The organism is Stenotrophomonas sp. STEN031, from assembly GCF_056759975.1.
The window spans coordinates 18,764-38,411 of record NZ_JBRREA010000017.1; the positions used below are offsets into that span (position 1 = coordinate 18,764).

General features: G+C 65.1%; 23 protein-coding genes. 16 read left to right on the top strand and 7 right to left on the bottom strand.

Features of this window, described 5'->3' with window-relative positions:
• Positions 1-44: 44 nt before the first annotated feature.
• The 3 genes from ACVOLQ_RS09945 to ACVOLQ_RS09955 all read right to left on the bottom strand — a co-directional run bounded on the left by ACVOLQ_RS09945 (position 45) and on the right by ACVOLQ_RS09955 (position 1,783).
• Positions 45-1,064: a LacI family DNA-binding transcriptional regulator gene (locus ACVOLQ_RS09945; RefSeq protein ID WP_481527871.1), complete on the bottom strand. Its 1,020-nt coding sequence runs from the start codon at positions 1,062-1,064 to the stop codon at positions 45-47.
• A gap of 144 nt (positions 1,065-1,208) precedes the next feature.
• The gene (locus ACVOLQ_RS09950) at positions 1,209-1,487 is read right to left on the bottom strand and encodes a BolA family protein (protein ID WP_313169715.1); all 279 of its coding nucleotides are present in this window, start codon (positions 1,485-1,487) and stop codon (positions 1,209-1,211) included.
• Complete coding sequence (locus ACVOLQ_RS09955; RefSeq protein ID WP_313169713.1) at positions 1,484-1,783, bottom strand: YciI family protein; 300 nt, start codon at positions 1,781-1,783, stop codon at positions 1,484-1,486. The genes ACVOLQ_RS09950 and ACVOLQ_RS09955 overlap by 4 nt, the downstream gene beginning before the upstream one ends.
• Positions 1,784-2,135: 352 nt before the next feature.
• Between ACVOLQ_RS09955 and ACVOLQ_RS09960 the strand changes: the two genes are divergently transcribed.
• The 5 genes from ACVOLQ_RS09960 (at position 2,136) to ACVOLQ_RS09980 (ending at position 6,682) form a co-directional block, all read left to right on the top strand.
• On the top strand, positions 2,136-3,032 hold the full coding sequence (locus ACVOLQ_RS09960; protein WP_313169711.1) for a segregation and condensation protein A: 897 nt from the start codon (positions 2,136-2,138) through the stop codon (positions 3,030-3,032).
• 16 nt (positions 3,033-3,048) lie between these two features.
• Positions 3,049-3,894, top strand: a complete 846-nt coding sequence (gene scpB / locus ACVOLQ_RS09965) for an SMC-Scp complex subunit ScpB (RefSeq protein WP_313169709.1) — start codon at positions 3,049-3,051, stop codon at positions 3,892-3,894.
• Positions 3,887-5,521: a pseudouridine synthase gene (locus ACVOLQ_RS09970; RefSeq protein WP_313169707.1), complete on the top strand. Its 1,635-nt coding sequence runs from the start codon at positions 3,887-3,889 to the stop codon at positions 5,519-5,521. Before scpB ends, ACVOLQ_RS09970 begins: the two co-directional genes overlap by 8 nt.
• A gap of 177 nt (positions 5,522-5,698) precedes the next feature.
• Positions 5,699-6,043 carry a type II toxin-antitoxin system prevent-host-death family antitoxin gene (locus tag ACVOLQ_RS09975; RefSeq protein ID WP_481527872.1) on the top strand — a complete coding sequence of 115 codons (345 nt, stop codon included), beginning with the start codon at positions 5,699-5,701 and terminating at the stop codon, positions 6,041-6,043.
• Positions 6,044-6,046: 3 nt separating this feature from the next.
• Positions 6,047-6,682: an ATPase gene (locus ACVOLQ_RS09980; RefSeq protein ID WP_481527873.1), complete on the top strand. Its 636-nt coding sequence runs from the start codon at positions 6,047-6,049 to the stop codon at positions 6,680-6,682.
• Between the two features lie 540 nt (positions 6,683-7,222).
• Here ACVOLQ_RS09980 and ACVOLQ_RS09985 read toward each other — a convergent pair.
• The 4 genes from ACVOLQ_RS09985 to ACVOLQ_RS10000 form a co-directional block, all read right to left on the bottom strand.
• Entirely contained in the window at positions 7,223-7,651 is a 429-nt protein-coding gene (locus tag ACVOLQ_RS09985; RefSeq protein ID WP_313169701.1) for a peptidase associated/transthyretin-like domain-containing protein, read from the bottom strand.
• Positions 7,652-7,742: 91 nt separating this feature from the next.
• The gene (locus tag ACVOLQ_RS09990) at positions 7,743-8,558 is read right to left on the bottom strand and encodes an amidohydrolase (protein ID WP_481527917.1); all 816 of its coding nucleotides are present in this window, start codon (positions 8,556-8,558) and stop codon (positions 7,743-7,745) included.
• A gap of 5 nt (positions 8,559-8,563) precedes the next feature.
• On the bottom strand, positions 8,564-8,890 hold the full coding sequence (locus ACVOLQ_RS09995) for a hypothetical protein (RefSeq protein WP_313494963.1): 327 nt from the start codon (positions 8,888-8,890) through the stop codon (positions 8,564-8,566).
• Complete coding sequence (locus ACVOLQ_RS10000; RefSeq protein WP_481527874.1) at positions 8,890-10,038, bottom strand: pyridoxal phosphate-dependent aminotransferase; 1,149 nt, start codon at positions 10,036-10,038, stop codon at positions 8,890-8,892. The genes ACVOLQ_RS09995 and ACVOLQ_RS10000 overlap by 1 nt, the downstream gene beginning before the upstream one ends.
• Before the next feature lie 181 nt (positions 10,039-10,219).
• Between ACVOLQ_RS10000 and ccmA the strand changes: the two genes are divergently transcribed.
• From ccmA to metX, 11 genes are all read left to right on the top strand, one after another.
• Entirely contained in the window at positions 10,220-10,879 is a 660-nt protein-coding gene (gene ccmA, locus ACVOLQ_RS10005) for a heme ABC exporter ATP-binding protein CcmA (RefSeq protein WP_481527875.1), read from the top strand.
• Entirely contained in the window at positions 10,876-11,571 is a 696-nt protein-coding gene (gene ccmB, locus ACVOLQ_RS10010) for a heme exporter protein CcmB (RefSeq protein WP_313169694.1), read from the top strand. The genes ccmA and ccmB overlap by 4 nt, the downstream gene beginning before the upstream one ends.
• 99 nt (positions 11,572-11,670) lie before the next feature.
• Positions 11,671-12,303, top strand: a complete 633-nt coding sequence (locus ACVOLQ_RS10015) for a TetR/AcrR family transcriptional regulator (RefSeq protein WP_313169693.1) — start codon at positions 11,671-11,673, stop codon at positions 12,301-12,303.
• 332 nt (positions 12,304-12,635) lie between these two features.
• Positions 12,636-13,388, top strand: coding sequence for a heme ABC transporter permease CcmC (gene ccmC / locus ACVOLQ_RS10020; RefSeq protein WP_481527876.1), 753 nt, complete (start codon positions 12,636-12,638; stop codon positions 13,386-13,388).
• Positions 13,385-13,558 (top strand): heme exporter protein CcmD, encoded by a 174-nt coding sequence (ccmD, locus tag ACVOLQ_RS10025; protein ID WP_481527877.1) that lies wholly within the window; start codon positions 13,385-13,387, stop codon positions 13,556-13,558. Before ccmC ends, ccmD begins: the two co-directional genes overlap by 4 nt.
• The gene (gene ccmE, locus ACVOLQ_RS10030; RefSeq protein ID WP_481527878.1) at positions 13,555-14,022 is read left to right on the top strand and encodes a cytochrome c maturation protein CcmE; all 468 of its coding nucleotides are present in this window, start codon (positions 13,555-13,557) and stop codon (positions 14,020-14,022) included. Before ccmD ends, ccmE begins: the two co-directional genes overlap by 4 nt.
• Positions 14,023-15,957, top strand: coding sequence for a heme lyase CcmF/NrfE family subunit (locus ACVOLQ_RS10035; protein WP_481527879.1), 1,935 nt, complete (start codon positions 14,023-14,025; stop codon positions 15,955-15,957). It abuts the gene before it with no gap.
• Positions 15,954-16,580 (top strand): DsbE family thiol:disulfide interchange protein, encoded by a 627-nt coding sequence (locus ACVOLQ_RS10040; protein WP_481527880.1) that lies wholly within the window; start codon positions 15,954-15,956, stop codon positions 16,578-16,580. Before ACVOLQ_RS10035 ends, ACVOLQ_RS10040 begins: the two co-directional genes overlap by 4 nt.
• A complete protein-coding gene (locus ACVOLQ_RS10045; RefSeq protein WP_481527881.1) occupies positions 16,577-17,029 on the top strand; it encodes a cytochrome c-type biogenesis protein in 453 nt (150 codons plus the stop codon). The genes ACVOLQ_RS10040 and ACVOLQ_RS10045 overlap by 4 nt, the downstream gene beginning before the upstream one ends.
• Positions 17,023-18,048 (top strand): tetratricopeptide repeat protein, encoded by a 1,026-nt coding sequence (locus ACVOLQ_RS10050; RefSeq protein ID WP_481527882.1) that lies wholly within the window; start codon positions 17,023-17,025, stop codon positions 18,046-18,048. Before ACVOLQ_RS10045 ends, ACVOLQ_RS10050 begins: the two co-directional genes overlap by 7 nt.
• A gap of 437 nt (positions 18,049-18,485) precedes the next feature.
• Complete coding sequence (gene metX / locus ACVOLQ_RS10055) at positions 18,486-19,610, top strand: homoserine O-acetyltransferase MetX (RefSeq protein WP_481527883.1); 1,125 nt, start codon at positions 18,486-18,488, stop codon at positions 19,608-19,610.
• Positions 19,611-19,648 lie beyond the last annotated feature (38 nt).

Here is a 19,648-nt window from a genome sequence, read left to right on the forward strand (position 1 = left end):
GCAAGGAACGTTTTTGTGGGGAACCGTCCCGGTCTATCGCCGGGTCAAGGGAGGTCGTACACGGCAGTGGAGTCGCGTACGACCAAGGTTGGGACCAGGGTTACGGCTGGCACTGTCTGCGCCTGCCCGCTATCGATCATCTGCACCAGGTGCAGCATCGCCCGCTCGCCCAACTCGGCGATGCTGACCTGCATCGTTGTCAACGCGGGGTGAACAAAACGCGCCAGGGGTATGTCATCAAAGCCTGCCAGCGCCACTTGTGCGGGCACGTTTACGCCTGCCTGCGAGAACGCGTACAGGCAACCCAGGGCCATCATGTCGTTGGCGGCAAACACCGCATCGGGCAGTGCCGGGGCTGCCAACAGCGCCAATCCGGCCTGATGCCCGGAGGCTTCGTCGAAATTGCCAGGCAGTTCGATGGCCTCAACCTCGCCATCGAAAGCTGCCATCGCCTCACGGAAACCAAGCAGGCGCTGCTGCGCATCGTGGTTGTGTGCGGGCCCGGCAATGAAAGCGATGCGGCGATGGCCGGTTTCCAACAGATACCGGGTCATGCTCAGTGCGCCGGCATGGTCGTCGATGCTGAACACCGGATACTGCGCCTCGGCCAACGGCGTGTTAATCAACACCGTCGGCAGCGCAGGAGGCAGGTTGTCGACCAGGAAATCGGAGTCGCCTGCGTAAGGCGACAGAACCAGCAGGCCATCAACGCGTCCACGCATGGCCTGTAGCACCGAGCCTTGTTGTTGCTGGTCGCCGTGATAGCTGGACACCAGCAGATGCCGGCGATGGGCGCTGGCCACGCCGTCGATGCCGCGCATCAGCTCGGAAAAGAACTCGCCATAGAGGTCGGGAAGTACCACACCGACTGTCTGGGTAGTGCGGCTGCTCAGGCTGCGAGCGGCCGCATGCGGGGTGTAGCGCAGCCGGCTTGCCACTTCCAGCACCAGCTTGCGCACCGGTGCGGCGACGTTGTCATGGCCATTGAGGGCGCGCGACACAGTCGCGACGGAGACGTTTGCCTCACGGGCAACATCCTTTATCGTGATTGCCGACTTCACCACTGGCCTACCCTCCGCAGTACAGGGTCGGGCGGACTGTAAACGTTTTCAAACGCGTTTGTAAACAGTTCGTTAGTTCAATTTGACGCCTCCGGACAACGGCTGTCCTGCCGGCTCCGGCAGGCACCCCGCAGCGCCCCTGGCCGTTCAGCCGGCGCCCCCGCGCTCCTGCGGCGTCAGCGCCTTGATCGACAGTGCATGGATGTCGGTTTCCATCATGTCACCGAGCGCGGCATAGACCGCGCGGTGGCGTGCCAACGGCAGCTTGCCGGCAAAGGCATCGCTGACCACCGTGACATTGAAATGGCCCCGCCCATCACGGGCACCGGCATGACCGGCATGACGGTGGCTGTCGTCCTCAACCTCCAGCTGCTGCGGTGCCAGGGCGGCCTGCAACGCCGCACGGATCCGCTCGACCCGGTTCATGGCAGCACCTTGCGGAAGGGACGCACATCCACGCGCAGATAGACCCCGGCAGCCACATAGGGATCGGCATCCGCCCAGGCGCGCGCCGCCGCCAGGTCCTCGAAGCTGGCAATCACCACGCTGCCGCTGAAACCGGCCGGACCCGGGTCTTCGGCGTCAATCGCAGGACAAGGACCAGCCAAAAGCAGCCGCCCCTGGTCAACCAATGTCTGCAGCCGCGCCAGATGCGCCGCCCGTGCCTGCAGCCGCGCAGCCAGCACATCCTCTCCGTCATAGCCTTCAATCACGTACCACACTGGCCTTTCTCCGCTTGTCTGCTGAATGGAAGGATGCCAAGTCTAGCGTCACAAGGCTGGACACCGCCCTGCCCGGGCGATTACTCTTTAGTCCATTGCACGCAGCCGGCCAGTAGCCGCTCGGTGCGGTGGCGGGCCCAGACCCTGCCACCCAACCACCGAAGCACATCACTTCCCGGACCGCGTAGACGACCTCCTCGTAATGACGTTGCCGCTGATCCTGCGGCGCGCCTTGTTGTTCATGTGTGGAAGCGCGCCGAACAAGCGCGAGTAGCTCGCTATACAGGTGCTGGAACCCTTCCGGGCGGGAACCCGGGCGCGTCCAGCTCGCAATACCCCGAATGTCGACCTGATGACTTCCGAACTCGCGCACGACGCGAACCCGCCAGCGCCGCATCCCCTACCTCAGCAGCAGGAAATGCCGCTGGCGATGGTGCATGGCCAGCCGGTACTGCAGATCCCCCAGGATCTGTACATCCCGCCGGATGCACTGGAAGTCATCCTCGACGCCTTCGAGGGCCCGCTGGATCTATTGCTCTACCTGATCCGCCGGCAGAACCTGGACATCCTGGATATCCCGGTCGCCGAGATCACCAAGCAGTACGTGGAATACATCAACGTCATGCAGGAGCTGCGCTTCGAGCTGGCGGCCGAATACCTGGTGATGGCAGCCATCCTTGCTGAAGTGAAGTCGCGCATGTTGCTGCCGCGCCCACCCAGCATTGAAGGCGAGGAAGCAGACCCGCGCGCCGAGCTGGTGCGCCGCCTGCAGGAGTACGAACGTTTCAAGCAGGCCGCCGAGGATATCGACGCCCTGCCGCGGCAGGACCGCGACACCAGCCTGGCGCACGCCTTCGTGCCGGAGCGGGTGCTGGTCAAGACGCCGCCGCCGGTGGAACTGAAGGAAATGCTGTTGGCGCTGCACGACGTACTCAAGCGCGCCGAGCTCTTCAGCGGCCACGCGATCAAGCGCGAGGCATTGAGCGTGCGGCAACGCATGGGCGATGTGCTCGGCCTGCTGGAAGGCGACCGGTTTTATCGCTTTGAAAGCCTGTTCACCGCAGAGGAAGGCAAGCTCGGCGTCCTGGTCACCTTCCTCGCGATTCTGGAGCTGGCCAAGGAACAACTGCTGGATCTCGTGCAGGAAGCCCCGCTCGCCCCGATTTACGTGAAGTCCCTGGCCACTGGCAACACCAACGCACCGCTGCAGTTTTCCAGCGAGTTCGATGACGCTGATACCCCCGCCTGAGCAACCGACCCAACGCATGGATCAACCGCTGATCAACCGTATTGTCGAAGGTGCCCTGCTTGCCTCCAGCCAGCCGGTGACCTTGGCGCAGCTGCAGGGCCTGTTTCCCGAGGATGAACCGGCGCCGCCGGGCAGCATCGAACGGGCACTGGAACTGCTGCGCGAAGGCTGTGCCGGGCGCGGGGTGGAACTGGTCGAAGTGGCCTCGGGCTACCGCTACCAGATCACCAGCGAGGTGCATGGCTGGGTGTCCCGGCTGTGGACCGAGCGCAAGACCCGCTACACCCGCGCCACCCTGGAAACCCTGGCCCTGATCGCCTACCGCCAGCCCATCACCCGCGGCGAGATTGAACAGGTACGCGGCGTGGCGGTGAGTAGCAACATCATCCAGGCACTGGAAGAACGCGAGTGGATCCGGGTCATCGGCCACCGCGACGTCCCGGGCAAGCCGGCGCTGTTCGGCACCACCAAGGGCTTCCTGGATTATTTCGGGCTCAAGCGCCTGGACGAACTGCCGCCGCTGTCCGAACTGCGCGATATCGGCGAGCTGGAACCGCAATTGCCGCTGGATGGCGACGGCCAACCCGCAGCCCCGCTGACCGCAGCCGCCGCCGCGCCGCAAGGCCTGGATGCCGCCAACGACAGCGATCCGATACCCGCATCCGAATCCAAGGATTCGGGCGCAACCACACCCCATACCGCCCTCACCGGCGAACCCGACGCCGCGCCGGGAGAGCGCGCGGCGGAAGTGGAACAAACTGAAAACAACGCCGTCGCGACGACGACCGTGGCTGTTGACGTAGCCGATTCCGAACCAGAGGCCGACGCGGAAAACGCCGGCCGGAGCCAAACAGATGAGTGACACCCCCCGTAAACCTTCGTTGAACAAGCTCTCGCTCAAGCGTGAAGCCGCCACCGAACAACAGCCCAAGCTCGAAGAGCGCCTGCACAAGGTGCTGGCACAGGCCGGCCTGGGCTCGCGCCGCGCACTGGAACAGCGCATCGCCGACGGCCTGGTCAAGGTCAACGGCGAAGTCGCACAGACCGGCATGTCGATCAAGAGTGGCGACAAGATCGACCTTGACGGTCGCAGCTTCGTCGCCAGCGCGCTGACCGACCCGTCGCGCGTGCTGATCTACAACAAGCCTGAAGGCGAAGTCACCACGCGTGACGATCCCGAAGGTCGCCCGACCGTATTCGAAGCGCTGCCGCCGTTGAAGGGCGCACGCTGGATCGCGATCGGCCGTCTCGACATCAACACCACCGGCCTGCTGCTGGCTACCACCGACGGCGAGCTCGCCAACGCGATGATGCACCCGTCGTTCGAGGTCGAGCGCGAGTACGTGGTGCGCGTGCGCGCGCCGGAAGGCGAGGAGAAGGTCTCCGACGCCATCATCGAGCGCCTTGGCCGCGGTGTGCTGCTGGAAGACGGCGGCGCGAAGTTCGACGAGATCGAGCGCATTGGCGGCACCGATTCGCACGACTGGTTCCGCGTGGTCGTCAAGGAAGGCCGCAATCGCGAAGTGCGCCGCCTGTGGGAATCGCAGGGCTGCCAGGTCAGCCGCCTGAAGCGTACCCGCTACGGCAAGATCGAACTGCCGCGCGAGTTGCTGCGCGGCCAGTCCTCCGAATTGAGCACCCAGCAGGTTGACGCGTTGCGCGCCCAGCTCAAGCTGGAAGAAGGCACGCCGTCGGCACTGACCCTGCAGCCGGTGATCGGCCAGCGCAAGGCCGCCAAGACCACCCTGCGCGTCTCGCGCGAGGGCGGCCGCGGCAACGCCTACGTCAACGGCCACAACAGCGCCGATGAAGGCCGCGAACTGCGCCGCTTCGACAACGTACGCGAAGACCGTGGCGGCCGTGGCCGCGGCGGCAAGAGCGGCGGCGGCTTCAAGGGCGGCCTGACGGTCAGCGGCGAAGCTGCAGCCAAGCAGTCGCAGAAGCCGTTCAAGCAGCGCAAGCCCGCCGGTGACCGCAGCCTGCCGGACGGCAACCCGGCCGCGTTCCGCACCTGGTATGTGCCGGACGGTGTCAGCACCGGTCCGAGCGGCCACCGCAATGCAGGTCCGGGCGCAGCACGCGGCCCGGGCGGCAATCGTGGTCCCGGTCGCGGTCCGGCCGCCGATGGTCAGGCCCGCCCCTACGGCAAGCCGCGTCCGGGCGGTGCCCCGGGTGCCAGCCGCGGCGGCCCCGGCCAGGGTCGTCCGCAGGGCGCAGGCGGTCAGGGCGCAGGCCAGGGTCAGCGCAAGCATCCCTACGGCCATCCGGGCAATGCACCGAGCTTCCCCTCCGATCACGCCACCCCGAGCTACAGCCCGTACGGCGCACGTCCGGCCGGCGGCCGCCCGAGTGGTGGCAACCGCGGCCCTGGCGGTCCCGGCGGTCGGCCCTCGGGTGGTCCGCGCCCGGGCGGTAACCGTCCCGGCGGCGCAGGCCGTCCGGGTGGCGGTCGTCCCGGTGGTGGCAACCGCGGTCCGCGCGGCGCCTGATCTGCGGCTCAACTGACGCGCTTCACCGCGCAACGCAGGTAAACAACGCCCGGTGCACCCAGCACCGGGCGTTTTGCGTTCTGGAGCAGCCGGCCAACGGCAGATGAACCGGTAGGCGTAAAATTACCAAAAATGGGAAATTTGGTATATTTTCCACCTATACAACTGGATGCCGCCATGGACCTGTCCCTGAATCTGTTGGATCTGGAAAAGACGCCCGCCAGCGACGTCAAGGCAAAAGGCTGGCCGGACCTGATGCGCAAGGTCGCCAGGCTTGGCGCCGTGGTGGTTACCAACCACAACCATCCGCAGGCGGTGGTGGTTTCCGCCGAGGAATACCAGCGCCTGGTCACCCAAGCTGCCGGCGTCACCGAGGCGGCACAACGCGCACAGTCGCTCAAACAGTTGCAGGCCGAATTTGATGCCCATCTTGCTGTGCTTGATGACGGCAAGACCTTGGACAAGGCCTTGAGCCGCCCGGCACGTCGCGGCCTGAAAATCATCCCTGGCAAGTCGCGCTGACCGATGGCGCGCATCCTGGTATTGGCCGGCGTCAATGGCGCCGGCAAGAGTTCGCTGCTGGGTATGATGCTGGCGCACGACGGTGCCACCTGGTTCAACCCGGACGCCTTTACCCGGCAACTGGTCGAACGCGACTGGCCACTGGCGGAAGCCAACGCCTGCGCGTGGCAGGAAGGCACCCGACGCCTGCGCGATGCGATGCAATCCAATCGCGACTACGCCTTCGAAACCACACTCGGCGCCAGCACCATTCCCCGGTTGTTGCGCGAAGCCTGCGAGCAGCATGAAGTAACCGTCTGGTTCTGCGGCCTGGATAGCGTAGACCTGCATCTGCAACGTGTTGCCGAGCGCGTTGCTGCGGGTGGCCACGACATACCGGAGGACAAGATCCGCCAGCGCTACGACAGCTCGCGTATCAACCTGATTGAACTACTCCCACACCTGACCACATTGCACGTCTACGACAACAGCCGGCCAACCGATGCCGATGGCCTGGTGGAACCCTTGGTGGTCCTGGAAGTGGATAGGGGGCGGATCCTCTGCCCGGTCAGCCAGGAAGAGTTTGCACAGGTGCCCGAATGGGCCAAGCCGATAGTGTGGGCTGCGCTCAAGGCATTTCCTGCAGCTGCGGAAGATTGAGGCGCAAGGCCAGAAGCTTGGTGACGTGCCCTGCGCTGTGCATGGTTTGAACCGCAACCCTTGCACGTCCATCGCCCCGCATGCAGGGGGAGCGGGAGCGACAGACCGGTAGTTTGCGACGGGAGCGGAGCATATCGGCTGCACACGCTCCCTCACTGCAAGAGCTCCCCTCATCCGCCCCCTTCGGGGCACCTTCTCCCGCCAGCGGGAGAAGGAAGCAGCGCACAAGCACCACTCTTGCCCAGCGACTTCTGTGCCTGCTTCAACGGTATCAGTCGCTCGGCTTTGGCCGCTGATTCGGCCTTGGACTTTGCCTCGGCCTTGGACTTTGCCTCGGCCTTGGACTTTGCCTCGGCCTTGGACTTTGCCTCGGCCTTGGACTTTGCTTCGGCCTTGGACTTTGCTTCGGCCTTGGACTTTGCTTCGGCCTTGGACTTTGCCTCTATGCTTTCCCTTCTCCCGCAAGCGGGAGAAGGTGCCCCGCAGGGGCGGATGAGGGCAGGCTTCTGCTCTGCCGCCAGCCACCCTTGATCCAGGAAATCAGCGCCGTTCGATCACGAACTTGCCGAAACCAATGCCAAGGCTCCAGCCACGCCCGGTTCCGGCCAACGCCAACGAGATGTCACCCTTGGTCATTGCCTGCGCATCCGTGGCCCGCGAAGCGCTGGCGTGCACCTCGGCCGCTGCATAGGTGCCCAACAAATCGTTGAGCGTATAAGCCCCGGTAAAGCGGCCGCGACCATCGGTGATGGTGGTGCGCCCCACGGTCAGGCCGCCGCCCTTGGCGGTGATCTTGACCGGGATGCTGGCACCGTTGTCACAGGTAATCGTGCCGGTACCGCTGGAAGTCTTGTAGAACGCCGACCAACCGCTCAGGTTGTAGCGCAATTCACAGTCGATATTGCCTGCTGCCTGCGCCGCCGGGACCATTCCCAAGCCGAGCAACGCCATCATCGCCATCTTCTTCATCGCGCATCCTCTGCTTGATTGAGCCCGCTCCGAGCCTGACAGCCAGCCCGCCCATTGCAAAGAGCGGACGGGCACGGTGCGCGGCCAGCGTTCAGCGAACCACCACCGGACCAGCCAGGGTGAACGTATCGGCATCCAGCATCGTCGGAAAGCGCTCGCGATGCGTCGCCAGCGCCTGCGCCGAGATCGTCGTGGTGACCACCTGCTCACGCTCACGAATCTCCAGCTGCGGCTGGCCGAGGAAATCGATCACCGCGCTGTCGCCGGAATAATGCAGACCATTGCCGTCCACGCCAATGCGGTTCACCACCGCCACATAACAGAGGTTCTCAATCGCCCGGGCACGCGCCAGCGTCTGCCACGCATAGGCACGCGCCGACGGCCAGTTGGCGACGAAGATCTGCAGGTCGAAATCCATCTGCCCTGCCCGCTCCACATCAAAGCGGTTGCGGCAGAACACCGGGAAACGCAGGTCGTAGCAGATCTGCGGATTGATCCGCCACCCCTTCCATTCCACGCACAAGCGCCCGTTGCCGGCGGCATAACGCTTGTGCTCGCCGCCAAAGCGGAACAGGTGGCGCTTGTCGTAGTAGTGCAGTTCGCCATCAGGCGTAGCCCACAGCAGGCGGTTATAGACGCTTCCATCAACCCGCAGTTGCACGCTGCCGGTCACTGCCGCACCCAGCGCGCGCGCCTGTTCGGCGATCCATGCAACAGTCGGGCCGTCCATGTCTTCGGCCTGGTCAATGGCGTCGTTGGAGAAGCCACTGGTAAAGGTCTCCGGCAGGATCACCAGATCGGTGTTTCCCGCCAGCGGCGCCAACAGCGCACCGTAATAGTCGCGGTTACCCGCAGGGTCGTGCCAGCGGGTGTCACCCTGCACCAGGGAAATACGCAGGTCCTGCATTGTCGTCATCGTCCTGAAAGCCATGAAGAAAGAACAGCGCTGGTCGCCATGGCCGCGCCCAGTACCGGCACCCACCATTGCAGCCGCGCGATCCAACGATTAACCGGCAGGCACCGCTCGACATCATCAAGCAACGCCAGATATTCACGGGTATAGCGACCAAAGCTGCCACGAAACGCCAGGCGCCCCTCATCCACCGACACGCCACGCGCATGCAGGCCGGGCTGAACCACGGAAAGGAACAAATAGCCCTTCACCGCAACCGCAAGCAGGAACGTGCCGAACGCCACGAGGAAAACGACCAAGCCGGTATCCATGGTGGTTTCGAACATCAGAGCGCGCGCAGGCGCTCGATGGCTGCATCCAGCGTCGCATCGTTCTTGGCGAAACACAGTCGCACCAGACGCTGGCCGGCCGGCGGGGTTTCGTAGAACGGCGACAACGGAATCGCGGTAACGCCCTTCTCGATGGTCAGCCAGCGCACGAACTCATGGTCCGGCAAGTCACTGATCGCCGAATAATCCACTAACTGGAAGTAGCCGCCCGGCACCGGCAACGGCTTCAACCGCGTACCCAGCAACTGCTCGCGGAAGCGATCACGCTTGGCCTGGTAAAAAGCGCCCAGCTCCAGGTGATGCTCGGGCTCATCGCGGATCATCGCGGCAAAACCGTATTGCGCCGGGCTGTAGGTGGTGAAGGTGTTGTACTGGTGGACCTTGCGGAACTCGGCGGTCATTGCCGGCGGCGCGATGGCGTAGCCAATCTTCCAGCCGGTGCAGTGGTAGGTCTTGCCGAAGCTCGAGATCACGAACGCCCGTTCGCGCAGTTCCGGGTAACGCAATGCCGACTCGTGACGCGCGCCGTCGTAGATGATGTGTTCGTACACTTCATCGGAGATCAGGTAGATGTCAGTGCCGCGCAGCACCTCGGCCAGCGCCTGCATGTCATCGGCAGTCAACATCGCGCCGGATGGGTTGTGCGGCGTGTTGACCATCAACATGCGCGTCTTCGGGGTGATTGCCGCGCGTACGCGGTCCCAATCCACTGCGAAGGTCTGCGGGTCCAGCGGCACGTGTACAGCGCGCGCGCCAGCCAGGTCGATCGCCGGCTCGTAGCAGTCATAGGCCGGGTCCAGCACGATGACTTCCTCACCGGCCCGTACCACGGCATGGATGGCATTGAAGATCGCCTCGGTGCCGCCGGAGGTGACGGTGATCTCGCTGTCGGGGTCGACCTGTGCGCCGTAGCAGTCCAGCGCCTTCTGCGCGATGGCCTGGCGCAGCGGTGCAACACCGGTCATCGGCGCGTACTGGTTCAGGCCCTCACGCATGGCCTTGGCGGTTTCATCGATCAAGCGCTGTGGGGCGGAAAAGTCCGGAAATCCCTGGCCAAGATTGACCGCGCCGTGTTCGGCGGCCAGCTGCGACATCACGGTGAAGATGGTGGTGCCCACCTTGGGCAACTTGGTCTGCGGATGCATGGATAGGTACGTGCCGGGGGAGAAAACCCCGAGTGTACGCAAAGCCAGCGCTCCCGGCTGCCAATCAGCAGCTCAACCCGTGCCTGCACGGTGCGGGGCAACGACGGCCCGGCGCTATACTGCGCGCCCCGATGCGCTGCCCTGCCTGCGCCACCTCCCAAGGACGGAAGCGCCCGATCCGATGATTGAAACCGCGAACATCCCGCCGCTACTGGCCGCACGCGACCTGCGTTTCACCCGCAATGACGATCCGGTATTCGGCCCGCTGGATCTGCATGTCGACGCAGGCGAAGCGCTGCTGGTGCAAGGAAGCAATGGCGCCGGCAAAACCACCCTGCTGCGTGTCCTGGCCGGGCTGCTGCGTCCGGACCAAGGCCGCATCGAGATCGACGGACGGCCGGCGAGCAGTACCGACCGCTCCCGCTACATCGCCTACCTGAGCCATCTGAGCGCACTCAAGCAAGACCTTGGCACCCTGGAAAACCTGCATTTCCTGTGCGGCCTGCAAGGCCGGCGAGCGCGGCAGATGCCAGGCAACGCCTTGGCCATCGTTGGCCTCGCCGGATATGAGGACACCCTGGTACGGCAATTGTCCGCCGGGCAGAAAAAGCGCCTGTCGCTGGCCCGCATCTGGCTCTCGCCCGCCCCGATCTGGCTGCTGGATGAGCCCTACGCCAATCTCGACCTGGACGGGATCAACCTGGTCAACCGGATGATTTCCGCGCACCTGCGCAGCGGTGGCGGCGCCCTGGTAACCACGCACGGGGCCTATGCGGCACCACCGGTGCGCAACCGCACGCTCACCCTGGCCAGCCCTGCAGCACAGGAGGACGCGGCATGAGCCTGCCCGGTCCGCAGCCAACCCTGCTCTCCGCTGCCCGCGCCTTGCTCGCCCGTGACCTGAAGCTGCTGTGGCGCCGGCGGGGCGATGCCGCGCAGCCAATCCTGTTCGCACTATTGGTGGTTGCCCTGTTCGCCCTGGCCCTGGGGGCCGCGCCCAAACAACTGCAAAGCGTTGCCTCGGCGGTGCTTTGGCTGTCCATCCTGCTGGCCGGACTGCTCTCGCTGGACACCTTGTTCCGCAGCGACGCCGAAGATGGTTCGCTTGAGCAATGGCTGTTATCGCCGGTGCCACTGGCCTGGCTGGTGGCGGTGCGCGTGTTCTCGCATTGGCTGACTACTGCATTCCCGCTGGTACTGGTCAGCCCCTTGCTGGCCGAGCTGATGCATCTGCCGCGTGCGCAGTTGCCCGTGCTGCTTGCGGCACTGGCACTGGGCACCCCCTTGCTGAGCCTGCTGGGTGCCGTGGTCGCTGCGCTGACCGTAGGCATGCGCAGGGCCGGCATCCTGCTGGCGCTGCTGGTGCTGCCGCTCTACGTACCGGTACTGGTCTTCGGGGCCGGCGCGGTCGCGGCAGCCGCACAGGGCTTCGATGCCAGTGGCGCACTGCTGATGCTGGCGGCCGGCTTGCTGGTCAGCGCGGTGCTCGCCCCGCTGACCGCGGCAGCCGCAATCCGCATCGCCAACTCCTGAGCGCAAAACAGCGCTATTCTTGACGGTGACTTCACAAATCACACCAAGCACATGGCTGAGCGGCCCCACACGGAAGTCCCGAGCGTAGACAAGCCTACCTTGCCCCCCCGTCCCGTGGTCGAGCTGCAACGCCGCGGTGAACTGCGCGTGGAGAAGTTCCTGGCGGCCGCCACCGAAGTCTTCAATGAAAAGGGCTATCAGGCCGCGCGCCTGGCCGACATCGTCAAACGCGCTGGCGGCTCGATGGCGACGCTGTACCGTGCCTTCGGCGACAAGGAAGGCCTGATCCATGCGTTGATGGAGCAGAGCATCAACGACTTCGGCCGCAGCCTGGATACCTTGCTGCAGTCTCCGTTGCCGCCTACCGAGGCTTTGGAAGAGGCCGCCAGCCAGATGGCCGAGGAAGTCCTCTCGCCCGCCCGCCTGGCCTGCCATCGCGTGGTCATTTCCGAGGGCATGAACCAACCGGGGTTGCGTGATTGGTTCCATGCCCATGGCGTGGCCCCCATGGAGGTGCGGCTCAGCCAATACTTCGCCCGCGAAACCGCGGCCGGGCGGATGTACATCGAGAACCCCGAGCAAGCCGCACACTTCTTCTACATGGTGGTGATCGGCGGCTTGATCCTGCGCTCGGTCAATGGCCGCGTGATTGCCAGCGACCTGCCCCGCGCGCAGGAGCAGGCCCGTGCGGCGGTGCGCCTGTTCATGGCCGGGGCCCTGCCGCGAAGCTGAGCCACCTATTCCGCGTCCGGTGCCATCGAAGGGCTGGCACGCCAGCCCTGCCACGCTGTCGCCAAGCGAATCATCTGGCAACTTGCCCCCCCCTGCAAACACCTCGCAGGCGATTGCAGCATTACCTCTTCCACGGGGCAGCCCCCGCCGCGCGGCGCTGGGACGTGCGGAGAAACCCTCTTCTTCAACGAACTCCTGGCTACCCGCCCGTTGCCTGAATTTGCGGTATCTTGCGCTAGTCTGAAAACAGCAACGGTGGTGCAAGCCGCACCACCCAGCCGACCGGGCCGCCAATTGCGGCCCGGTCATCGTCTTCCTCAGCGAGCGAGCGGATGTTCAAAGGTTTAGTTGGTTGGTTTCACAAGCTGGGCTCCCCGCCCTACTTCGACACCTTCGCCGCCCGTTGGTCCACCTGGTGTTACATCGCCGCACTACCGCTGTTCGGCTTCGGCCTTTGGCAGGCCTTGGCAGTGGTGCCTGCCGACTACCAGCAAGGCGACAGCTTCCGCATCCTCTACATCCACGTCCCGTCGGCGTGGATGAGCCTGTTCGTATTCGGGTTGATGGCGTTCTACAGCGCCATCGCGCTGATCTGGCGGATCAAGCTCTGCGAGATACTGGCCATGGCCTGCGCGCCCATCGGCGCCGCATTCACCCTGATCACCCTGCTCACCGGCAGCATCTGGGGCAGGCCGATGTGGGGCACCTGGTGGGATTGGGACCCGCGCCTGACCACCGAACTGATCCTGTTGTTCATGTACCTGGGCGTGATGGGCCTGTACGGCGCCATCGATGATCGCCGCGCCGCCGCCCGCGCCGCCGGCCTGCTGGCGATTGTCGGGGTGGTGATGCTGCCGATCATCCGTTACTCGGTGGTGTGGTGGAACTCGCTGCACCAGGGCCAGACCATCCGCGTGTTCGGCGAGTCCAGCATGGACAGCAGCATGATCCTGCCGCTGTGGATCATGGTGCTGGCCACCAAGTTCTGGTTCGTCGGCTCACTGTTGGCGCGCGCCCGCGCCGACAACCTGCGGCGCGAAGTCGGCAAGGCCTGGCTGCGCGAGAAGCTGGAGAAATCGGCATGACCTACTTCAAGTACGTGGCGCTGGCCTATGCCGTGTTCTTCGTCGTGCTGGCCTGGGACTTCATCGTGCCTCGCCTGCAGATCCGCCAGCAGTTGCGCGAGGCGCGTGCGCGCCTCACCCGCGCCAGCCGCGGCAGCGCCACGCCGATCGACGAGGAGTTGAGCCGATGAGCCCGACCCAGCGTCGCCGTTTGCTGCTGGTCCTGCTGGTCGTGCTGGTTGCCGGCACAGCGGTGGCCCTGGTCAGCACTGCCTTGCAGCGCAACATCGCCTATCTGTACACGCCAGCCGAGGTCAAGGCCGGCCAGGTCGCACCGGACGCACGTTTCCGGCTCGGCGGCATGGTTGCGAAGGGCTCGTTCAAACGCGAACCCGGCGCGCTGCTCGCACGCTTCGAGGTCACCGACGGCGACGCGGTGCTGCCCGTCACCTACGACCGCATCCTGCCCGACCTGTTCCGCGAGGGCCAGGCGGTAGTCGCCACCGGACGCATGGCCAACGGCGTATTCGTCGCCGAAGACGTGCTGGCCAAACATGACGAGACCTATATGCCCAAGGAGCTGGCCGACAAGATGGGCGTGGCGCACGACAAGCATCAGGTCCCGGTCACCACCCCAACGACGGAAACGCCCTGAGTGCTTGGTGAAATCGGACAGGTATTGCTGATCCTCGCCCTGCTGGCAGCCCTGCTGCAAAGCGTCCTGCCGCTGATCGGCGCCCAACGCGGCATCCCGGCACTCACCGCGATCGCACGCCCGGCAGCGCTGCTGCAGCTGACCATGGTGCTGGCCGCCTTCGTGGTGCTGACGATTGCCTTTGTGCGCCAGGACTTCTCGCTGCGCTATGTCGCCGACAACTCCAACTCGCTGTTGCCGATGATCTACCGCTACTCGGCGGTATGGGGTGCGCACGAAGGCTCGTTGCTGATGTGGTCGCTGGTGTTGGCGCTTTGGACCGCAGCGGTTGCGGCGTTCTCGCGACAGTTGCCGCCCGAGGTGATGGCGCGGGTGTTGGCGGTGATGGGCATGATCAGCGTTGGCTTCCTCGCCTTCCTGCTGTTCACCTCCAATCCGTTCGCGCGCCTGCTGCCAGCGCCTAGTGAAGGCCACGACCTCAATCCGCTGCTGCAGGACCCGGGCCTGATCATCCACCCGCCCCTGCTGTATCTGGGCTACGTCGGCTTCGCGGTGCCGTTCGCCTTCGCCATTGCGGCACTGATTGATGGCCGCATCGACGTGCGTTGGTTGCGCTGGACCCGGCCGTGGACCAACGCGGCCTGGGGCTTCCTGACCATCGGCATCGCGCTGGGTAGCTGGTGGGCGTACTACGAACTGGGCTGGGGCGGTTGGTGGTTCTGGGACCCGGTGGAGAACGCCAGCTTCATGCCATGGCTGGTTGGCGCGGCCCTGCTGCATTCGCAGGCGGCCACCGAAAAACGCGGCGTTTTTGTCGGCTGGACCTTGCTGTTGGCGATCGCGGCGTTTGCGCTGTCCCTGCTCGGCACTTTCCTGGTGCGCTCGGGCGTGCTGACCAGCGTGCACTCGTTTGCCGCCGATCCCTCGCGCGGCCTGTTCATCCTGATCTTCCTGGGCGTCGTGGTCGGCGGCTCGCTGCTGCTCTATGCAATCCGTGCACCCGGCATGGGTGGAAACAGCGCCGACCCGCGTCGGGCGTTCACACTCAACTCCCGCGAAAGCCTGCTGCTGGCCAACAACCTGCTACTCAGCTGCGCCTGCGCCATGGTGCTGCTCGGCACCTTGTATCCGCTGCTGGCCGATGCGCTGGATCTGGGCAAGGTCTCGGTGGGGCCGCCGTACTTCGGCACGCTGTTCGTGGTGTTGATGGCACCGATGATCGTGCTGCTGCCGTTTGGCCCGCTCAGCCGCTGGCAGCGCGAGCAAGGCTTGCGCACGCTGGCGCTACTGGCGCCATGGGCCGGTTTGGCGATTGTGCTGGGCATCATTGGCTGGTGGATGGCACCACAGGGCAAGTTCAAGACCGGCATCGGTATTGCCGGGGCTGCATGGGTAGCTGGCGGCACCGGCTATTACCTGTGGGTGCGCCTGCGCAAAAGTGGCCGGCCCAATGCCGAAACCTGGGGAATGCTGGTCGCCCACTTCGGCGTCGCCGTCTTCCTGGTCGGCGCCTTGTTGGTGGAAGCGCTGCATGTGCAGCATGAAGTGGCGCTGGCACCGGGCAAATCCATCGACGCCGGCGGTTATACGCTACTGTTCGAAGGCGTGGATGCCAGCGATGGGCCGAACTATCACTCCGACCGCGGGCACCTGCAGGTGTTGCGTGGCGACACGCTGATTACCCGCCTGCACCCGGAAAAACGCATGTACGCCAGCGGCGGCCAGCCGATGACCGAAGCTGGCATCCATCCCACCCTGGGTGGCGATATCTACGTGGCGCTGGGAGAATCACTGGGCGATGGCTCCTGGGCCGTGCGCGTACAGATCAAACCTTTTGTCCGCTGGATCTGGCTGGGCGCAGCGCTGATGGCGCTGGGCGGTTTCATCACCGCCGTCGACCGCCGTTTCCGCAGGCTGCCTGAGAAATCGAAATGAATAGTCCTTCGCCCGAACCCAACACCAAGCATCGCCTGCCTCCCGTCGCCATCGTCCTCGGGGCATTGTTCTTCCTCGCCCTGATGGGCTTGATGCTGTACGGCGTCAGCCGCTCCGGCAAACCCGACCGCGACAGCCTGCCCTCGGCGCTGATCAACAAGCCCGCCCCCGCCTTCTCCCTGCCGGTGCTGCATGACCCCAGCGTGCATGTCACCGACAAGCAACTGCGTGGCGCCCCCTACCTGCTCAATGTCTGGGGCAGCTGGTGCCCGACATGCCGCGATGAGCACCCCATCCTCACCCGCTTCGCCGAAACCAAGCGCGTGCGCGTGATCGGCTACAACTGGAAGGACGAGCCCAGCGAAGCACTGCGCTGGCTGGAGCAGTTGGGCAATCCGTACATGGTGGTGCTGGCCGACCAGGAAGGCCGCACCGCGCTGGACTGGGGCATTGCTGCCGCACCGGAAACCTTCCTGGTCGATGGCAGCGGCATCGTGCGCTGGAAGTACAGCGGCGCCATTACCCAGCAGGTGATGGATGAGCAGCTGATTCCGGCACTGGAAAAAGCCGAAGCCGCCGCCGGTGGCAAACACGGTGCACCGGACCTCGGGGCCGCCCGATGAAAGCCTGGGCTGTGGTCCTGCTATGGCTGTGCCTGGTGTTCGCCGCCAGCGCGCAGCCAGCCGGCGACCCCAGCCCACTGCAATACCGCGACCGTGCCGAGGAAGTACGCTTCCACGCACTCACCGCCGAACTGCGCTGCGTGCAATGCCAGAACCAATCGCTGGCCGATTCCAACGCGCAGATTGCCCACGACCTGCGCCGCGAAGTGCTCAAGCTGATGCACGAAGGCCGCAGCGATGCCGAGATCAAGCAATTCCTGGTCGACCGTTACGGCGAATTCGTGCTGTACCGTCCGCAGCTGGAAGCCGGCACCGCCCTGCTCTGGTTCGGCCCCGGCCTGTTGTTGCTGGCCGGCGCCGTGCTGTTGATCGTGTACATACGGCGGCGTGGCCGCACCGTCCCTGTTGCCAGCAATGACGACGCCAGCCAGGAAGAACGCGAATGGTGAATACCGGGTTCATGGCAGGTGCTGCAGTGCTGGCGGTAGTGGCAACCGGCGTCACCTTGTGGCCACTGTGGCGCGCCGGCAAACGGCGGATCTGGGGCAGCCTGGTTGCGATGGCGATGGTCGCCACGCTGGGCCTGTACCAGTTGCTGGGAACCCCGGCGGCGATGCAGCCGCAACCTGAAGCTGCGGCCACGCCGCAGACCATCGAAGAAGGCATCGCCCAGCTGCAGGACGCCTTGAAGCAGAACCCCGAGCGCGTTGACGGCTGGGTGCTGCTGGCCCGCTCGCAGCTGGAGATCGGCAAGATCGCCGATGCCGCTGCGGCCTACCAGCGCGCCGTGCAGCTGGCGCCGGACGAACCCGGCCTGCTGCTCGAAGCCGCACAGACCCGCGCCCAGGCCGATCCCAAATTCCTGTTCGACGACACCGCCCAACAGTGGCTTGCCCGCGCCCGCCAGATCGCACCGGACAACGAGCGGGTGATCTGGCTCACCGGCATCGTGCAGCGTCAGCAAGGCCAGAACGAACAGGCCGCGCAGACCTGGGAAAGCCTGCTGCCAAGGTTGGAGCCCGCCGCCGCAAACGCACTGAAGGCGCAGATCGATATCGCCCGTGGCAAGGCGCCGACCTCCGCGCAGGTTGGCACAGCAACAACAACGGCAGCAGCAAGCACTGCCGGCGGCGGCATCACCATAACGGTTACCCTGGCCCCTGCCTTGGCCGAACGCGCCGCTGCCGGCAAGGAAACCATGTTCGTCATCGCCCGCATCCCTGGTGGCCCACCAATGCCGGTCGCCGTCGAGCGCCACCCTGCGCAGGCAGCGCCACTGACCGTCACCCTCGACGACGGCGACAGCCCGATGCCCACGCAGAAGCTGTCGGCGCTACAGGAAGTGGAAGTGTTCGCCCGCCTGTCCGCCAGTGGCAATGCGATGCGCGGCGAAGGCGACGTCGAGTCGGTACCGATCAAGGTCAAATTGCCGACTGACAAGCCGTTGGCGATCATGCTGGGTCAGTAACCCGCTGCAAGCTGTCTTGAGGGAGCGGCGTAAGCCGCGAAGCGAGCACATCCAGCAGATGGCAGGGATGCCATGTGCTTGGGCAACTTTAGCTTCGCGGCTTACGCCGCTCCTACAAACAACCCACTCTGGCCGGCACCGACAGCACTGCGGCCGCGGCCGTTCAAGTACCGCCCCGTAGCCCGGGTAAGCGCAGCGCACCCGGGGAACTCCGCACCACGCGTGAAGCTCACGCCCTTCGCCGCAGTTAAAGCGAATTTCACCGTCTTCGGCCGACCTTGCCTCCCGGGTGCGCTGCGCTTACCCGGACTACAGGGCTGGTTTGGCACGCAGCCCCGGCACGCTCCGCTGGCGCGCCCACCTCGCCGGAATAGCGTGATAACCACTGGTTATCATCCATGCGAAGATGCGCCCGGCATCCCCGTTAAAATTGGCAGATGACTGAATTCACCCCCGTCGGCAGTCGCTTCCATGCGCTGTCTTCCCCATTCCCGATGAAGCGCGGTGGCAGCCTTGTCGGCGCCCACGTCGCCTACGAAACCTGGGGCAATCTGGCCGCCGATGCCAGCAACGCCATCCTGATCGTCACCGGCCTGTCGCCGGATGCGCACGCCGCCCGCAATGCCGACAACCCCGCCAACGGCTGGTGGGAGCCGATGCTTGGCCCCGGCAAGCCAATTGATACCGACCGCTGGTTCGTCATCTGCGTGAACTCGCTGGGCAGCTGCAAGGGCTCTACCGGCCCGGCCTCGTTGGACCCAGCCACCGGCAAGACCTACCGGCTGTCCTTCCCCGAGTTGTCGATTGAAGACGTGGCCAACGCCGCCGCCGAAGTCGTGCGCGCACTTGGCATCACCCAGCTGGCCTGCCTGATCGGCAACTCGATGGGCGGCATGACCGCACTGGCGGTGTTGCTGCAGCACCCGGGCATCGCCCGCAGCCACATCAACATCTCCGGCAGCGCCCGCGCCCTGCCGTTCTCGATCGCCATCCGTTCGCTGCAGCGCGAGGCCATTCGCCTCGATCCAGCGTGGAACAACGGCGATTACGACGAAGTGCATTACCCGGAATCGGGCATGCGCATGGCGCGAAAACTCGGCGTCATCACCTATCGCTCGGCGCTGGAATGGGATGGCCGCTTCGGCCGCGTGCGGCTGGACTCGGACCAGACCGACGAAGACCCGTTCGGCCTGGAATTCCAGGTCGAGAGCTATCTGGAAGGCCACGCCCGCCGCTTCGTGCGCCACTTCGACCCGAACTGTTATCTCTACCTCGGTCGATCCATGGACTGGTTCGACCTGGCCGAATACGCCGATGGCGACGTACTGGCCGGGCTGGCGAAGATCCAGGTTGAGCGCGCGTTGGCCATCGGCGCCAACACCGACATCCTGTTCCCGGTGGAACAGCAGCAGCAGATCGCCGACGGCCTGCGCGCAGGTGGCGCCGACGCGCAGTTCATCGGCATGGATTCGCCACAGGGCCATGACGCCTTCCTGGTGGACTACGACCGCTTCGGACCGGCGGTAGCGCAATTTCTGCAAGCGCTACCGACGAGCGCATAGCCAGCACACCGACCTTGGATTCAGGCGGCCGCTGATGG

What these genes read in the sequence shown, in the direction of transcription:
- ACVOLQ_RS09950 (WP_313169715.1), bottom strand. Translation starts at nt 1,487, where the DNA reads ATGAACCGGGTCGAGCGGATCCGTGCGGCGTTGCAGGCCGCCCTGGCA.
- ACVOLQ_RS09960 (WP_313169711.1), top strand. Translation starts at nt 2,136, where the DNA reads ATGACTTCCGAACTCGCGCACGACGCGAACCCGCCAGCGCCGCATCCC.
- scpB (WP_313169709.1), top strand. Translation starts at nt 3,049, where the DNA reads ATGGATCAACCGCTGATCAACCGTATTGTCGAAGGTGCCCTGCTTGCC.
- ACVOLQ_RS09970 (WP_313169707.1), top strand. Translation starts at nt 3,887, where the DNA reads ATGAGTGACACCCCCCGTAAACCTTCGTTGAACAAGCTCTCGCTCAAG.
- ACVOLQ_RS09975 (WP_481527872.1), top strand. Translation starts at nt 5,699, where the DNA reads ATGGACCTGTCCCTGAATCTGTTGGATCTGGAAAAGACGCCCGCCAGC.
- ACVOLQ_RS09980 (WP_481527873.1), top strand. Translation starts at nt 6,047, where the DNA reads ATGGCGCGCATCCTGGTATTGGCCGGCGTCAATGGCGCCGGCAAGAGT.
- ACVOLQ_RS09985 (WP_313169701.1), bottom strand. Translation starts at nt 7,651, where the DNA reads ATGAAGAAGATGGCGATGATGGCGTTGCTCGGCTTGGGAATGGTCCCG.
- ACVOLQ_RS09990 (WP_481527917.1), bottom strand. Translation starts at nt 8,558, where the DNA reads ATGCAGGACCTGCGTATTTCCCTGGTGCAGGGTGACACCCGCTGGCAC.
- ACVOLQ_RS09995 (WP_313494963.1), bottom strand. Translation starts at nt 8,890, where the DNA reads ATGTTCGAAACCACCATGGATACCGGCTTGGTCGTTTTCCTCGTGGCG.
- ACVOLQ_RS10000 (WP_481527874.1), bottom strand. Translation starts at nt 10,038, where the DNA reads ATGCATCCGCAGACCAAGTTGCCCAAGGTGGGCACCACCATCTTCACC.
- ccmA (WP_481527875.1), top strand. Translation starts at nt 10,220, where the DNA reads ATGATTGAAACCGCGAACATCCCGCCGCTACTGGCCGCACGCGACCTG.
- ccmB (WP_313169694.1), top strand. Translation starts at nt 10,876, where the DNA reads ATGAGCCTGCCCGGTCCGCAGCCAACCCTGCTCTCCGCTGCCCGCGCC.
- ccmC (WP_481527876.1), top strand. Translation starts at nt 12,636, where the DNA reads ATGTTCAAAGGTTTAGTTGGTTGGTTTCACAAGCTGGGCTCCCCGCCC.
- ccmD (WP_481527877.1), top strand. Translation starts at nt 13,385, where the DNA reads ATGACCTACTTCAAGTACGTGGCGCTGGCCTATGCCGTGTTCTTCGTC.
- ccmE (WP_481527878.1), top strand. Translation starts at nt 13,555, where the DNA reads ATGAGCCCGACCCAGCGTCGCCGTTTGCTGCTGGTCCTGCTGGTCGTG.
- ACVOLQ_RS10040 (WP_481527880.1), top strand. Translation starts at nt 15,954, where the DNA reads ATGAATAGTCCTTCGCCCGAACCCAACACCAAGCATCGCCTGCCTCCC.
- ACVOLQ_RS10045 (WP_481527881.1), top strand. Translation starts at nt 16,577, where the DNA reads ATGAAAGCCTGGGCTGTGGTCCTGCTATGGCTGTGCCTGGTGTTCGCC.
- ACVOLQ_RS10050 (WP_481527882.1), top strand. Translation starts at nt 17,023, where the DNA reads ATGGTGAATACCGGGTTCATGGCAGGTGCTGCAGTGCTGGCGGTAGTG.
- metX (WP_481527883.1), top strand. Translation starts at nt 18,486, where the DNA reads ATGACTGAATTCACCCCCGTCGGCAGTCGCTTCCATGCGCTGTCTTCC.